The organism is Blastococcus carthaginiensis (genome assembly GCF_030731085.1).
GTDB classification, from domain to species: domain Bacteria; phylum Actinomycetota; class Actinomycetes; order Mycobacteriales; family Geodermatophilaceae; genus Blastococcus; species Blastococcus carthaginiensis.
The window spans coordinates 1-14,589 of the sequence record NZ_JASNFN010000052.1 but is presented as its reverse complement, the minus strand read 5'-3'; the positions used below and the strand labels follow the sequence as shown (position 1 = coordinate 14,589).

Sequence of the window (14,589 nt, the reverse complement as noted above, 5' to 3'; positions counted from 1 at the left end):
CGCCCCCCCCCCCCCCCCCCCCCCCCCGGGCCGCCCGCCCCCCCCCCCCCCCCCCCCCCCCCCCCCCGTCCGTCCCGGGGGCCGGGCGCGCCGGGCCGGGACGGGCGAGCGAGACTCGGCAGCATGAGCGCACCGGCCGCGGACACGACGACGCGCACCGACGACGGCCGGGCGGTGGTGGCGGCGCTGCGCCGCGCCGGCATCGGCGACGTCGACGACTCGGGGCTGGCCCGCGCCCTGTACTCCTCCGACGCGTCGCTGTACCGCGTCCTCCCCCGGGCCGTGGTCCGGCCGCGCCACCCCGACGAGATCGTCGCGGCGCTGGAGGTGTGCCGCACGCTCGGCGTGCCGCTGACCGCCCGTGGCGCGGGCACGTCGATCGCGGGCAACGCCGTGGGCACCGGCGTGGTGCTGGACACCAGCCGCCACCTCTCCCGGGTGCACGCGATCGACCCGGAGGCGCGGACGGCGACGGTGGACCCCGGCGTGGTCCAGGCCGCGCTGCAGACCGCCGCACGCCCGCACGGCCTGCGGTTCGGCCCGGATCCGAGCACGCACAACCGCTGCACGATCGGCGGGATGATCGGCAACAACGCCTGCGGGTCCCGGGCGCTGGGCTACGGCCGGACGTCCGACAACGTCGTGGGCCTGGACGTCGTCACCGGCACCGGCACGCGCCTGCGGCTCGGCCCGGGCACCGGGCCCGCGCCGGGCGTGCTCGAGGACCTGCACCGGCTCGTCGCCGGGCACCTCGCGACCGTGCGCACCGAGCTCGGCACCTTCGGCCGGCAGGTGTCGGGCTACTCGCTGGAGCACCTGCTGCCCGAGCGCGGCTTCGACGTGGCCCGCGCGCTGGTCGGCAGCGAGGGGACGCTCGCCGTCGTCCTCGGGGCCACCGTCCGGCTGGTCGCCGACGCCCCGGTCCGCGGCCTGGTGGTGCTCGGCTACCCGAGCATGGCCGACGCCGCCGACGCCACCCCCGGCCTGCTCCCCCACGAGCCGACCGCGGTCGAGGGGCTCGACCAGCGGATCGTGCAGCGGCTGCGCGACGTGCCCGCCGCGGTCGTCCCCGAACTGCCGCGCGGTGACGGGTGGCTGATCGTGGAGCTCACCGGGGACACCGGGGCCGAGGTGCAGGGCAAGGCCGAGGGGGTGCTGGCCGACGCCGGCGCCCTGGACTCCCTCGTCGTCACCGACCCGGCGCACGCCGCGGCGATCTGGCGGATCCGCGAGGACGGCGCGGGGCTGGCCAACCGCACCTCCGCCGGCCGGCCGGCGCACGCCGGCTGGGAGGACGCCGCCGTCCCGGTGGAGCGGCTCGGGGAGTACCTGCGCGGCTTCGAGGCGCTGCTCGACGGCCACGGGCTGCAGGGCGTGCCCTACGGCCACTTCGGCGACGGCTGCGTGCACGTGCGCATCGACTTCCCGTTCGGGGAGGGGCCCGACCGGGGCCGGTCGGCCTACCGGTCGTTCGTCGAGGACGCCGCCCGCCTGGTCGCCGGCTACGGCGGATCGCTCTCCGGCGAGCACGGGGACGGGCGGGCGCGCAGCGAGCTGCTGCCGCACATGTACTCCCCCGCCGCCCTGGACCTCTTCGCCCAGGTCAAGGCGGTGTTCGACCCGGCCGACGTGCTGAACCCCGGCGTGCTGGTGCGCCCGGCCCCGCTCGACGAGGACGTCCGCATCGCCGCCGCCCCGCCGCTGTTGGAGGGCCTGGCGCTGGCCTACCGGCACGACGGCGGCGACTTCTCCGCCGCGGTGCACCGCTGCACCGGCGTCGGCAAGTGCCGGGCCGACCTGCAGTCCACCGGCGCCGTCATGTGCCCGTCCTGGCCGGCCACGCGGGAGGAGAAGGACACCACCCGCGGCCGCGCCCGGGTGCTGCAGGAGATGCTCGCGCCGGGTGGCCCGGTGCGCGACTGGCGCGCGCCGGAGGTGCACGAGGCGCTGGACCTGTGCCTGTCCTGCAAGGGGTGCTCGTCGGACTGCCCCACCGGCGTCGACATGGCCTCCTACAAGGCCGAGGTGCTGCACCAGTCCTACCGGCGGCGGCTGCGGCCGCGCTCCCACTACACGCTGGGCCGGCTGCCGTTCTGGTCCGACCTGGTGGCCCGGGCCCCGCGCCTGGTCAACGCGATGCTCGGCTCCGCGCTCGTGGGCTCGGTGGCCAAGTGGGGGGCGGGCATCGACCGGCGGCGCCCGGTGCCGGCGTTCGCCCCGCGCACCTTCCGGCAGCAGTGGGCCCAGCGCCCGGCGACCGGCGACGGGCCGCGGGCCGCGCTGTGGGTCGACTCGTTCACCGACCACTTCGCCCCCGAGGTCGCGCACGCCGCCGCGCGGGTGCTGGCGGCCGCCGGCTACCGCGTGGAGGTGCCCGGCGCGGACACCTGCTGCGGGCTCACCTGGATCACCACCGGCCAGCTCGACGCCGCCCGGCGCATCCTCGGCGGCACCGTGCGCGCCCTCGCCCCGCTCGCGGCCGCCGGCGTGCCGGTCGTCGGCATCGAGCCCTCCTGCACCGCGGTGCTGCGCAGCGAGGCGCTGGAGCTGGTCGGCGGGCCGGAGGCGGAGCAGGTGGCGGCGGCGACCCGCACCCTCGCCGAGCTGCTCCGCGACACCCCGGGCTGGACGCCGCCGTCGCTGGAGGGGCTGGAGGTCGTCGCGCAGCCGCACTGCCACCACGCCTCGGTGCTGGGCTGGTCGGCCGACGCCCGGCTCCTCCAGCAGGCCGGCGCCCGCGTCACCCGGCTCGGCGGCTGCTGCGGGCTCGCCGGCAACTGGGGCGTCGAGCGGGGGCACCACGACGTGTCGGTCGCCGTCGCCGAGCAGCAGCTGCTGCCCGCCGTCCGCGACCTGCCCGACGACGCCGTCGTCCTGGCCGACGGCTTCTCCTGCCGCACCCAGCTCGACCAGCTGGCCGGCCGGCGCGGGCAGCACCTCGCCGAGCTGCTGGCGGACCGGTTGGGCTGAGCGCGGGTCTGCGACGATGCCGGACGTGGAGCTCGAGGAGACCCTGCTGCCCGGCGTCGGCGTCCGCTACCAGATGACGACCCGGTCGGGTCAGGTGCTGGGCATCGTCGTGCGCCGGGAGGGCGCGGCGGAGATCGCGGTGTACGACCGGCGCGATCCCGACCGCGCGCGCGAGAGGTTCCGGCTCGATCCCGAGGAGGTCGACGCCCTCGCCGAGGTCTTGGGTGCCCCGCGGCTGACCCAGCGGTTCGCCGACCTCTCCCGCGAGGTGCCGGGGCTGGAGTCGGCCCGGATCTCCGTCCGGTCGGGCTCCCCGTTCGCGGGCCGGACGCTGGGCGACACCCGGGCGCGCACGCTCACCGGCTGCTCGGTGGTCGCGATCGTCCGTGGGGCGGACGTGGTCCCCTCCCCCTCACCCGGTGACCCGCTCTTCGCCGGCGACGTGCTGGTCGCCATCGGCTCGGCGGCCGGGCTGGAGCAGCTGGACCGGCGGCTGTCGGGCCAGGCGTAGGGCCGCGGTGGACCACGTCGCCGCCCTGTTCCTCGAGCTGGGGCTGCTCTTCCTCGGCCTCTCGGCGCTCGGGCTGCTGGCCCGGCGGCTGGGGCTCTCCCCCATCCCGTTCATCCTGCTGGCCGCCCTCGCGCTCGGCGAGGGCGGCCTGGTGCCGGTGGAGAACGCCGCGCCGTTCCTGGAGGCGGCCGCCGAGATCGGCGTCGTCCTGCTGCTGCTGACCCTGGGTCTGGAGTTCTCCGCCACCGAGCTGTTCGCCTCGTTCCGCCGGCACGCGCCGTCCGGGCTGGTGGACGTGGTGCTCAACGGCCCGCCCGGCTTCGTCGCCGGGCTGCTCCTCGGGCTGCCGTGGCAGGGGGCGCTGGCGCTGGGCGGGGTCACCTACATCTCGTCGTCGGGCATCATCGCGCGGCTGCTCGGCGACCTGGGGCGGCTGGCCAACCGGGAGACGCCGGCGGTGCTCTCGGTGCTGGTGCTCGAGGACCTCGCGATGGCCCTGTTCCTCCCCCTGCTCGTGGTGGCGCTGGCCGGTCAGGGACCGATGTCCGCGGTCGCGGGCGTGGGGCTCGCCGTGGGGGCGGTGCTGCTGGTCCTGCTGGCGGCGCAGCGGCACGGCCACCGGCTGGGCCGGCTGCTCTCCCACGACGACGACGAGCAGGTGATGCTCCGGCTGATCGGGCTGACGCTGCTGGTCGCCGGCGCCGCGCAGGCGATGGGGGCGTCGGCGGCGGTCGGCGCGTTCCTCGTCGGGCTGGCGCTGCCGGCGTCCTTCGCCGAGCGCGCCCGGGCCATCCTCGGCCCGCTCCGCGACCTGTTCGCCGCCACCTTCTTCGTCGCCTTCGGCCTGGCCACCGACCCGGGGGCGATCCTGCCGGTGCTGCCCGCGGCGCTCGCGCTGGCCGCCGTCACCACGCTCACGAAGATCGGCACCGGCTGGTTCGCCGCGGCGCGGGACGGCGTCGCGGTCCCCGGCCGGTTGCGCGCCGGCACGGCCCTGGTCGCCCGCGGTGAGTTCTCCATCGTGATCGCCGGGCTGGCGGTCACCGCCGGCATCCCGGCCGTCGGCCCCGTGGCCACCGGGTACGTGCTGGTGCTCGCGGTGACCGGACCGGTGCTGACCCGCTTCGTCGAGCCGTTGTCCGCCCGGCTGGTGCGCTTTCCGGCGCCGGTCTGAGCGGTCAGGCCGCGGCGTCGTCCCGCCGGGCGCGGGCCGCGGCCAGCACGAAGGGGGTGAGCACCTCGGCGATGCGCGCGTAGCCGGCCGAGGACGGGTGGAAGCGGTCGGCGGAGAACAGCGCCGGGTCGGCCGAGAAGGCGCGCGCCACCTCCGCCGCCACCGGCGCGACCGTGGCGCCCCCGGTGAGGGCCACGTCCGACTGCCGCTGCTGGAGCACCGCGCAGGCGCCCCGGACCAGCGCCCGCAGCGCCGGCGGGACGAACGGCACCATCGACATGTCCGGCGCCGGGACCACGACGACGTCGGTGCCGACGGCCCGCAGCGCGGTCACCGCGGCCGCGAGCGCCGTCGCGGCCTGCTCGGCCGGCACGAACCGGGCCAGGTCGTTGGCGCCGATGACGACGACGGCGAGGTCGGCCGAGAGCGGCAGCGCGCGGCGCACCTGGTCGGCCAGCCCGGCGGAGACGGCGCCGGGGACGGCGAGGACGTGCAGGTCGACGTCGAACCCGCCCTCCCCCAGCGCCCGGGCCAACCGGGGTCCGAGGGCGTCGGCGGGCCGGGCGGCCCCGGTGCCGGAGCCGAGCGAGTCACCGAGCACGAGCAGGCGGAGAGCGGAGCGGTCCACGTCGGGGAGAACGACGGGGACCGCCCCGGTATGCCTCTGCGGCGGGTCAGCGGCCGCGCCACACCGGCGGGCGACGTTCGGCGAACGCGGTGGAGCCCTCGCGCGCGTCCTCGGAGCCGAACACCGGGCGGACGACCTGCTCCTGCCGCTCCCACGCCTCGCCCGCCGGCCACGAGGGCGCCTCGAGGACGACCTGCTTGGTGGCGGCCACGGCCAGCGGGCCGTTGGCGGCGATCACATCCGCGAGCGCCACCGCGGCGTCCAGCGCACCGCCGTCGTCGACCACCCGGTTGACCAGCCCGACGGCCGCCGCACGTTCGGCGTCGACCGGCTCACCGGTCAGCAGCAGCTCGAGCGCGACCGCGCGCGGCACCCGCTGCGGCAGGAGCAGCGCGGCCCCGCCGGCGGCGACCAGCGAGCGCTTCACCTCCGGCACGCCGAACCGGGCGCCGCGGCCGGCGACCACGAGGTCGCAGGCGAGCACCAGCTCGAAGCCGCCGGCCAGGGCCCAGCCCTCGACGGCCGCGACGAGGGGCTTGCGCGGGGGCGTGCGGGTGATGCCGCACAGCCCCCGGCCCTCGATGGACGGGCTCTCGCCGCGGAGGAAGGCCTTGAGGTCCATCCCGGAGGAGAAGGTGCCGCCCGCCCCGGTGAGCACCCCGGCCCGCAGGTCGCCCTCGGCGTCGAGCTCGTCCACCGCGGCCGCCACCGCGCGGGCGACCTCGCCGTCGAGGGCGTTGCGCGCCGACGGCCGGTTGATGGTGATGACCTGGACCGCACCGCGGCGCTCGACGAGGACGGACTGCTCGGGCACGGTTTTCCTCCTACGGGGAGCTCTCACCGGTCAACGGTGGGCGCTGGCGCCCACTTCTCAGCCCTGGAAGTGGGCGCCGGCACACATCATCCGGTCTCTTGTCAGGCCTTCGGACCGCCGGCGGCGTAGACGACCTGGCCGGAGACGAAACCGGCGCCCTCGCTGACGAAGAAGGACACCAGGTGCGCGATGTCCTCCGGCTTGCCCGTGCGGGCCACCGGGATCTGGGAGGCCGCGCCCTTGATGAAGTCGTCGAACGGGATGCCCATGCGGTCGGCCGTCGCCTTGGTCATCTCGGTCTCGATGAAGCCCGGGGCGATCGCGTTGGCGGTGACGCCGAACTTGCCCAGCTCGATGGCGAGGGTCTTCGTGAAGCCCTGCAGGCCCGCCTTCGCCGTCGAGTAGTTGGCCTGGCCGCGGTTGCCCAGCGCCGAGGTGCTGGACAGGTTGACGATCCGGCCCCACTTCTGGTCGATCATGTGCTTCTGCGCGGCGCGGGTCATGAGGAAGGCGCCCTTGAGGTGCACGTTCATGACGATGTCCCAGTCGGAGTCGGACATCTTGAACAGCATGTTGTCGCGGAGCACGCCCGCGTTGTTGACCAGGACGGTGGGCGGGCCGAGCTCGGTCACGATCCGCTCGACGGCGGCCTCCACCTGCGCTGCGTCGCTCACGTCGGCGCCGATGGCCAGCGCGCGGCCGCCGGCGGCCTCGATCGCCTCGACGGTGCCCTTGGCCGAGCCCTCGTCCAGGTCCAGGACGGCGACGGCGAAGCCGTCCTGCGCCAGCCGCTGGGCGGTGGCGGCGCCGATGCCGCGGGCCGCGCCGGTCACGATGGCCACGCGGGATGCCGTGGTACCTGCCTCGGTCATGTCGTTCCCTTCGTCTCGGATGCCGGCGATCACCGGAGCGGACGGCCCCGGCGCGCGGCGAGCTGCGCCCGACACGTTACGGCCGCCGGTTGCGGCCGCCGTCACATGGTCCGCCGCTCCCCCGCGCACGCCGGGGGACGCCCCCGCGGGAACTCCGCGTCTGCTCCCGGGTGGGAGCAGACGCGGAGCGTGCCGGACCACGTCCACCCGGTCGAAGCCCTCGTCCACCGACGGCGGCACGAACCGCGTCCGGGTGGCGTGGACGCCGACCAGCGGGACGCGGGCCCGCCCGGTGCGGGCGGTGTTGCGGGCGAGGCAGACCTCGGGCGGGGTGTCCAGCCACACCGCGCGCACCGGCACCCCCGCCTCGCGGGCCAGCGCGATGAGCGCCGCGCGGTCCTCCGGGGCGGGGTGGGTGTTGTCCACGACAACGCTCCGCCCGGCGGCGAGCAGGCCGGCGACCACCCGCTGCTGGCGGGCCTCGCGGCGCCGGGCGTTGGGCCAGTGGTCCTTGCTCACCACGTCGTGGGTGCCGGCCAGGTGCGCCGCCACCCAGGTGCTCTTCCCGCTTCCCTGCAGGCCGACCAGGACGACGAGCTCCTGCGCGGTCAGGACCGCCCCGCCGGGGCCGGCGTCTCCTCCTCCGCGTCGGCGGCCGCCGACCGGCGGGAGGGGTGGTGGTGCAGCCGCCGCATCGACGCCAGCGCGGCGTGCCGGTCGGCCATCCGCCGCCGGGCGCGCATGGTGCGGGGGGCGCGCGGCTCCTCCCGCAGCAACGCGTCCAGCCAGTGACCCCGCGGGTCGACGTCGACCATGAGCGCCTTGACCAGCAGCGTCAGCGGGATGGCCAGCAGCGCGCCCAGCGCACCGAGGACCCACCCCCAGAACAGCAGCGCCACGAAGGTCACCGTCATGGACAGGCCGACGGAGTCGCCGACGAAGCGTGGCTGGATGAGCGTCTGGACGACGAAGTTCAGCAGCGAGTAGACGACGAGGATCGCGATGAAGTCGCCCCAGCCGCCGGCGAGCAGGCCGAGCACCGCGGGTGGCGCGACGCCCAGCAGGAACCCGATGTTGGGCACGTAGTTGGTGATGAAGGCGAGCAGGCCCCACAGCGGGGCCGCCGGCACGTCCAGCAGCGCGAGGGCGATCGTGTCGCCGACCGCGACGATCGCGCCGAACACCGTGCTCACCAGGAGGTAGCTGCGCGTACCGCGGGTGAACAGGGTCATCGCCACCGGCAGGTGCGGGCGCTCGGCGCCGATCAGCGCCAGCCGCCGGCCGAAGCCGCTGCTCTCGATGGCCATGAACACCAGCGCCGAGAGCAGGAGCAGCAGCGTGGTCGCCGCGTCGGTGAGCCGGCTCAGCAGGTCGGTGGCCAGCCCCGCCAGCGAGCCGTAGTCGATCTGCTCGACGAGGTCCGACAGCTGCCCCGAGACGATCCCCCGGCTGTTCAGGTCGGTGACGACGTCGTTGATCAGCACCTGGGCCTGGTCGGCGTAGTCCGGCAGCAGAGCGGCGAACTGGGCGACCGAGGCCACCAGCAGGGCGACGAACGCGAGCAGCACCGCCCACACGAGCAGCAGCAGGACCGTCGTCGCGAGCCAGCGCGGCGCACCGATGCGGCGCAGCCAACGCTGCACCGGGGTCAGCGCGATGACGACGACGAGGGCGAGGAACACCGGTGCTACCAGCCAGGCGACCGCCTGCAGGCCGGCGATGGCGATGGTGGCGGCGGCCGCGCCGCCCACCAGCAGCAGCCAGCGCGGCAACCCCGGCTCGGACGCGGGCAGGGGCACGACCGGCTCCGCCCCGGCGGGCGGCTCCGTGCCGGCCGCCGCGACGTCCTGCTCCTCCGGCCGGATCGGCCCCCCCGCCTCCGGCAGGTCACGACGTGCTGCCACGCCCGCCTCCCCCTCCGTCGTCCGCGGCCGCACCGGTTCTGCCGAGCCCGTCAGGTGCGGGTGTCCAGGAGCGCGGCCATGGCGGGCAGGTCGAAGAAGGCTGCCGTCTCGCGGGCGCTGGGCCCGCCCACGTCGGGTTCGGCGCCGGCGGCGAGCAGCCGCTGCACGGTCTCCGCCGACTGCTTGAAGACCGCCGCGGCCAGCGCCGTCTGCCCGCGGTCGTTGACCCGGGCGTGATCGGCACCGCGCTCGAGCAGGGCCGCCACCGTGGCGCTGTGACCGTGGTAGGCCGCGAGCACGAGCAGCGTGTCCCCCTTGTCGTTGGTGAGGTTCACCGGCACGCCGGCGTCCAGGTAGGCGGCGAGCTCGTCGGTGTGCCCGCCGCGGGCGAGGTCGAAGACCCGCCCGGCGAGTTCGATGACTCCGGGATCGATCGGCTGGCCGCTCACCCGACCCAGCGTAGGAGACCGGCGGCGGACGGGTCCGGACGCCGGTGGGGCCGCGTCCCACGACGTGCGTCGCGGGTGCACGGCGGCCCCCACCCGGGGGCGGTCACGGCCGGGCGACCTGGCCGACTAGGGCCAGCACGTGCTCCCACGCGTCGCGGCAGGCCTCGGCCCACTCCCCGTGCGCCCGGTCGAAGAAGGAGTGCGGCGCCCCGTCGTAGACGGCGACGCCCACCTCGGCCCCGGCCGCCCGCATCCGGTCGGCCAGGGCGAGCTGCTCGGCCACCGGGGTCACGGTGTCGGCGCCGGCGACCAGCAGGACCGTCGGCAGGCGCGCCCGGTCGGCGGCGTCGCCCACCAGCGCGGGGCGGCCGTAGAAGCCGGCGCAGCCCGCCAGGTCCAGGTTCCCGCCGGCCAGCCGCCACGCGTGGCTGCCGCCGAAGCAGAAGCCGACCGCCACCACCGGCAGGTCCGCCCCGGCCCGCGCGCGCAGCTGGGCGATCGCGGCGGTGACGTCGGCGTCGACGCCCTCGTGCGTCGTGCGCGGGATGTGCGCCTGCCAGTCGAAGCCCTCCGGCCGGACGCCGTCCGCGCACACCCCGGCGGTGCGGCCGAACCAGTCGATCGCCACCGCGGCCAGGCCCGCCTCGGCGAACCGCTCGGCCAGGGCGACGTAGTAGGGGTGGAGCCCCCGGATGTCCGGGAGGACCACCACACCCGCCCGCGCGCGCCTCCCGGGCAGCGCGGTGGCGGCGGAGAAGGTGGCGCCGTCGGCCGCCGTCAGCGTGCCCGTGGTGCGCTCCCCCACCGGGCCGGTGCGCGGCGGGGCCGGCGGCCGGCTGTCCTGACCGTGGCACATGCGGCCTCCCTCGATCGGTTCCCGGCGGTGCCCGAGGTCATCCTCGCCGCGCCGCCGCCAGCCCGCTCGGCGCGGGTCAGCCGCGGAGCAGGACCGCGACCCCCACGCAGGCGGCGGCCCACAGCCCGCTGGCCAGCGTGCCGACGATGAACCGCTCGGCCGCCGCCGGGGCGCGCAGCTCGGAGAACCGGCCCAGCCCCTTGACGGCGAGGACGACGGCGAGCCCCTCGGGCCAGCCGACCAGCAGCGTGGCGGCGACCGCACCCCGCTCGAGCACGCCGATCCACGCGCCGCCCCGGAGGATGTCGGGGTCTTGCGGCCCGCCGGAGACCCCGGTGGCCGCGGGGTCGGCGGCGTGCAGCACCGCCGTCGCCACCGGGCCGCCGCCGGTGACCGCTGCCAGCGCGGCGAGCGCTGCTCCCGCCTGCACCACGCCGGCACCGCCGCTCGCCGGCCAGGCGAAGGACGCGGCGACCGCGAGCGCACCGACCAGGGCGATCGCGCCGGTGGCGCCGGTCCCCCGCTCACCGCGGAGAGCGAGGGCCGATCCGGCCAGACCGACCAGCCCGAGCAGCAGCAGGACGGCGATGCTCATCCCGCGGCCCGCTCCAGGAGCCGCGCCGCCGTCGGCCGCAGCTCGCGCTCCAGGTCCCAGGAGGCGGCGCCCAGGCGCTGCCCCACCGCCTGCCGGGAGATGCCCAGGGCCGCGGCCGCCTCGGCCTGCGTCCGCCCGCCCTCGACCAGCTCGATCGCCTCCCACGCCTGCTCGCTGCGGCGGCCCACCAGCACCGCCAGCGCGCCGAGCACCGCCTGCGCATCGGCGGCGTCGGAGGCTACCGCCCCGCGGACCGCCAGGTGCACCGACCGCTGCTTGGCCGCGTCGACGGCGCGCCGCGCGCACAGGAAGGCCGGCCCGGCCGCGGCCCGCGTGCTCGCCGGCAGCGGGTGCTGGGCCGCGCCGGCGCCGATGCCGATGCTCCACCCGCCCAGCCGGACCAGGCGCAGGGCGACGTCGACCACGGTCTCGGGCTCGCCGAGCACCCCCTGGAACTCGTCCCCCGCGGTCCGCTCGAACGCCAGCACCGTGCCGACGTCGGCGTTGAGCTGCGCCAGGACGTCGGCGACCCGGTCGGGCCCGCGCCGGCTGGCCCGCTGGTCGACGGTCAGGACGTACACCATCGAGAAAGGCTGTCACCTTTCCTTGGCAAGAGCAAGCCTCAGAGCTTGTCGACCACCCCGGCGGGGAAGCCGCCGGTGGCGATCGGGCCCCACGAGGTCACCGTCACGCGCAGCAGCGCCTTGCCCTGGCGCTCCATGGCCGCGCGGTACCCGTCCCAGTCGGGGTGCTCCCCGCTGATCGACCGGTAGTACTCGACCAGGGGCTCCAGCGCCTCGGGCAGCCCGAGCACCTCCGCCCGGCCGTCGAGCTGCACCCACGGACCGTCCCACTCGTCGGAGAGCACGCACAGCGAGACGGCGGGGTCGCGCCGGGCGTTGGCCGCCTTGGCCCGCTGCGGGTACGTGGAGATGACCACCCGGCCCTCGGCGTCCACCCCGCAGGTGACCGGCGAGAGCTGGGCACCGCCCTCGCGGCGGCGGGTGAGCAGCACCGCCCGGTGCCGCGGACGGAGGAACTCCAGCAAGGACTCCCGGTCGACCCGGTCGGCGGTCGCGATCTTCGGCATGCCCGCACGCTACGACCCGGGTGTGATGATCGTTTCCCGCCCGGTCGGTGTCGTGCATCTGTGCTGTGATCGGCACATGAGGATCCGCTTGCCCGGTCGCACCGACCCGCCACCGGACGAGACCCCCGAGGACGTCGAGCCCGACCAGCCCACGGCGGGGTCCGGCGTCCGGCCCGCCACGCACGCCCCGGCACCGACCACCGAACGCGGCGAGCGCCTGCGGCGGGCGAGCCGGGCCGTGGCCGTCGCCTCGGCCGAGCTGCTGCTCATCGTCGGCGGCCTGATCGTCGTCGGCTACGTCCTGGGCAAGCTGTGGGTCATCCTGCTGCCGGTCGTCCTCGGGCTGCTGTTCACCACCGTCCTGTGGCCGGCCACGCGTTTCCTCCGCAACCACGGCTGGCCCTCGGCACTGGCCGCCCTCGCCGTGCTGCTCACCTTCCTCGCGGCCTTCGGCGGGATCATCGCGCTGATCGCCCCGCCGGTCGTCAGCCAGGTCGAGGAGCTCGCCACGGGCGTCAGCGACGGCCTGCAGCAGCTGCAGGAGTGGCTGACCGGCCCGCCGTTCAACCTCGGCGAGGAGCAGATCGGCACCGCGATCGACCAGGTGATCAACACCATCCAGGGCAACGCGCAGAACATCGCCCAGTACGCCGTCACCGGCGCCACGGCGATCGGCGGCCTGCTGATCAACCTGGTGCTGGCCCTGGTGCTCACCTTCTTCTTCCTCAAGGACGGCCCCCGCTGGGTGCCGTGGCTGGCCGCCCAGACCGGCCCCCCGGCCGCCCCGCACGTCGCCGCGCTGTCCTACAAGACGTGGTCGACCCTCTCGGAGTTCATCCGCCAGCAGGCCCTCGTGGGGTTCTTCGACGCCTTCTTCATCGCCCTCGGCCTGTGGATCCTCGGCGTGCCGCTGGTCCTGCCCCTGGCCGTGCTGACCTTCTTCGGCGCCTTCATCCCGATCATCGGTGCATTCGTCGCCGGCGGCTTCGCGGTGCTGATCGCCCTGGTCGACAGCGGCTTCACCACTGCGCTGCTCGTGCTCGGCGTCGTGATCCTCGTGCAGCAGATCGAGGGCAACATCCTGCAGCCGATCCTCCAGGGCCGGGGGCTCAACCTGCACGCCGCCGTGGTCATCCTGGCCGTCACCGCGGGCGCCAGCCTGGCGGGGATCATCGGCGCCTTCCTCGCCGTCCCGGTGACCGCGCTCATCGCCGTCGCCTACCGCTACGCGCGCGACCAGCTCGACGGCAAGTCGCCGGAGGTCCTCCCCGACGGCACCCGCGCGCAGATCGTCCCCGACGAGACCGGCGCCCACCTGACCCTCGAGCAGGTCGCCGCCCCCGAGGACGAGGACCCGCCGCGGGGCGAGGGCCGCGACGAGAGCCGGGAGGAGCCCGCCACCCGCTGACGCACCCGGCCGGGCGGGCCCGCGGCCGCGAGGGAATGCCGCGGCCCGCCTGGCGGCTCTAGGGATCAGCGTGATCCACCGTCACGCCGAAACACCCGACAGGAGGTGCCCCGTGGCCCAGCGACCGGAGGATCTGGTCGAGCTGCTCCCCGCGGCCGAGCCGTTCCTCGCCCGCGAGGCCGACGTCGACGATCCGGCCGGACGCCGGGGGCTCGTCCTCGTGCACGACCTCGCCGGTGACTTCGACGCCGCCTCCGCGGGCACGCTCGCCGGCGCGCACCTGCTGGCCGGGCTGCCGCACGAGGTGATCGCCCGCTTCGATGCCGACAGCCTCGTCGACTACCGGGCCCGCCGTCCCCGCATGACGTTCAACGCCGACCGGTACGAGACCTTCACCGCGCCGGAGATCCTGCTGTACGCCGTCGAGGACGACGCCGGTGCACCGTTCCTCCTGCTGCACGGCGCCGAGCCGGACTACTCCTGGGAGCGGTTCGTCGCCGCGGTCGGCAGCCTGGTCGAGCGGCTCGGCGTCACCTCCGTCGCCGCGCTGCAGGCGATCCCGATGCCGGTGCCGCACACCCGCCCGGTCACCGTCACCGCCCACGCGACGCGGCGGCAGCTGATCGAGTCCTATCCGGTCTACTGGGGCGAGATGCGCATCCCGGGCAGCGTCTCGGCGCTGCTGGAACTGCGCATGGGCGAGGCCGGGGTGGACGCCTTCGGCGTGGCCGCGCACGTGCCGCACTACCTGGCGCAGGCCACCTACCCCGCCGCCTCGCTCACGCTGCTCGAGCACCTGGAGCAGCTGACCGGCCTGCGGCTGCCCACCGAGTCGCTGCGCGAGGCGGCCGACCTGCACCGCACCGAGGTCGACGCCCAGATCGCGCGGTCGGCGGACAACCTCGCCGTCGTCGCCGCGCTGGAGCAGCAGTACGACTCCTTCACCGCCGCCCGCGAGGGCACCGACCTGCTCGGGGGCGCCGGCGAGGTGCCCAGCGCCGAAGAGATCGGTGCGGAGTTCGAGCGGTTCCTCGCCGACCAGGACCGCCGGGGCCCGAGGGACTGACGCTGGGCCCGGTCGTGCCGAGCGGGCCCAGCCGGTCCGCCCGGCGACGACGGCGCCTCCCCGGCTGGGATCAGGTTCCCTGGTCGTGGCGTGTCCTCCCTCGCGGTGTGCGGTGGGGGTGGACGCGCCGCGGTGAGGGAGGACGTCGGCGACCGGCCTCGGCACGGCGCGGCCCGCGACGCACCCGGCCGCGGTGCCGGCCGGAGGACGACGGACGACGCACGGCGGGCCGCGACCGGCGATCCGGTCGCG

14 protein-coding genes are annotated in these 14,589 nt (G+C 76.2%); 5 read left to right on the top strand and 9 right to left on the bottom strand.

Features of this window, described 5'->3' with window-relative positions; all coding sequences use genetic code 11:
• Positions 1-123 precede the first annotated feature (123 nt).
• Genes QOZ88_RS22845 through QOZ88_RS22835 form a run of 3 tightly spaced genes read left to right on the top strand, consistent with a single transcriptional unit; the run spans position 124 to position 4,655 of the window.
• A complete protein-coding gene (locus QOZ88_RS22845; protein WP_306001975.1) occupies positions 124-2,970 on the top strand; it encodes an FAD-binding and (Fe-S)-binding domain-containing protein in 2,847 nt (948 codons plus the stop codon).
• Positions 2,971-2,995: 25 nt separating this feature from the next.
• Positions 2,996-3,481 carry a cation:proton antiporter regulatory subunit gene (locus QOZ88_RS22840; RefSeq protein WP_306001974.1) on the top strand — a complete coding sequence of 162 codons (486 nt, stop codon included), beginning with the start codon at positions 2,996-2,998 and terminating at the stop codon, positions 3,479-3,481.
• A 7-nt stretch (positions 3,482-3,488) separates the two neighbouring features.
• Positions 3,489-4,655, top strand: a complete 1,167-nt coding sequence (locus tag QOZ88_RS22835) for a cation:proton antiporter (RefSeq protein WP_306001973.1) — start codon at positions 3,489-3,491, stop codon at positions 4,653-4,655.
• 4 nt (positions 4,656-4,659) lie between these two features.
• Here QOZ88_RS22835 and QOZ88_RS22830 read toward each other — a convergent pair whose 3' ends face one another.
• The 9 genes from QOZ88_RS22830 to QOZ88_RS22790 form a co-directional block, all read right to left on the bottom strand.
• Complete coding sequence (locus QOZ88_RS22830; RefSeq protein ID WP_306001972.1) at positions 4,660-5,283, bottom strand: SGNH/GDSL hydrolase family protein; 624 nt, start codon at positions 5,281-5,283, stop codon at positions 4,660-4,662.
• A 46-nt stretch (positions 5,284-5,329) separates the two neighbouring features.
• Complete coding sequence (locus QOZ88_RS22825) at positions 5,330-6,097, bottom strand: crotonase/enoyl-CoA hydratase family protein (protein WP_306001971.1); 768 nt, start codon at positions 6,095-6,097, stop codon at positions 5,330-5,332.
• A gap of 101 nt (positions 6,098-6,198) precedes the next feature.
• A complete protein-coding gene (gene fabG / locus QOZ88_RS22820) occupies positions 6,199-7,557 on the bottom strand; it encodes a 3-oxoacyl-ACP reductase FabG (protein WP_306001976.1) in 1,359 nt (452 codons plus the stop codon).
• Positions 7,558-7,577: 20 nt separating this feature from the next.
• Positions 7,578-8,873: an AI-2E family transporter gene (locus QOZ88_RS22815; RefSeq protein ID WP_306001970.1), complete on the bottom strand. Its 1,296-nt coding sequence runs from the start codon at positions 8,871-8,873 to the stop codon at positions 7,578-7,580.
• Between the two features lie 50 nt (positions 8,874-8,923).
• Positions 8,924-9,322, bottom strand: a complete 399-nt coding sequence (locus tag QOZ88_RS22810; RefSeq protein ID WP_306001969.1) for an ankyrin repeat domain-containing protein — start codon at positions 9,320-9,322, stop codon at positions 8,924-8,926.
• A 103-nt stretch (positions 9,323-9,425) separates the two neighbouring features.
• A complete protein-coding gene (locus QOZ88_RS22805; RefSeq protein WP_306001968.1) occupies positions 9,426-10,178 on the bottom strand; it encodes a dienelactone hydrolase family protein in 753 nt (250 codons plus the stop codon).
• A gap of 76 nt (positions 10,179-10,254) precedes the next feature.
• A complete protein-coding gene (locus tag QOZ88_RS22800) occupies positions 10,255-10,773 on the bottom strand; it encodes a hypothetical protein (protein WP_306001967.1) in 519 nt (172 codons plus the stop codon).
• Positions 10,770-11,357 (bottom strand): hypothetical protein, encoded by a 588-nt coding sequence (locus QOZ88_RS22795; RefSeq protein WP_306001966.1) that lies wholly within the window; start codon positions 11,355-11,357, stop codon positions 10,770-10,772. Before QOZ88_RS22795 ends, QOZ88_RS22800 begins: the two co-directional genes overlap by 4 nt.
• A gap of 38 nt (positions 11,358-11,395) precedes the next feature.
• Positions 11,396-11,863: a PPOX class F420-dependent oxidoreductase gene (locus QOZ88_RS22790; protein ID WP_306001965.1), complete on the bottom strand. Its 468-nt coding sequence runs from the start codon at positions 11,861-11,863 to the stop codon at positions 11,396-11,398.
• A 76-nt stretch (positions 11,864-11,939) separates the two neighbouring features.
• Between QOZ88_RS22790 and QOZ88_RS22785 the strand changes: the two genes are divergently transcribed.
• Both QOZ88_RS22785 and QOZ88_RS22780 read left to right on the top strand, forming a co-directional pair.
• Positions 11,940-13,271: an AI-2E family transporter gene (locus QOZ88_RS22785; protein ID WP_306001964.1), complete on the top strand. Its 1,332-nt coding sequence runs from the start codon at positions 11,940-11,942 to the stop codon at positions 13,269-13,271.
• Positions 13,272-13,383: 112 nt separating this feature from the next.
• On the top strand, positions 13,384-14,337 hold the full coding sequence (locus tag QOZ88_RS22780) for a proteasome assembly chaperone family protein (RefSeq protein WP_306001963.1): 954 nt from the start codon (positions 13,384-13,386) through the stop codon (positions 14,335-14,337).
• The last annotated feature ends 252 nt before the right edge of the window (positions 14,338-14,589 follow it).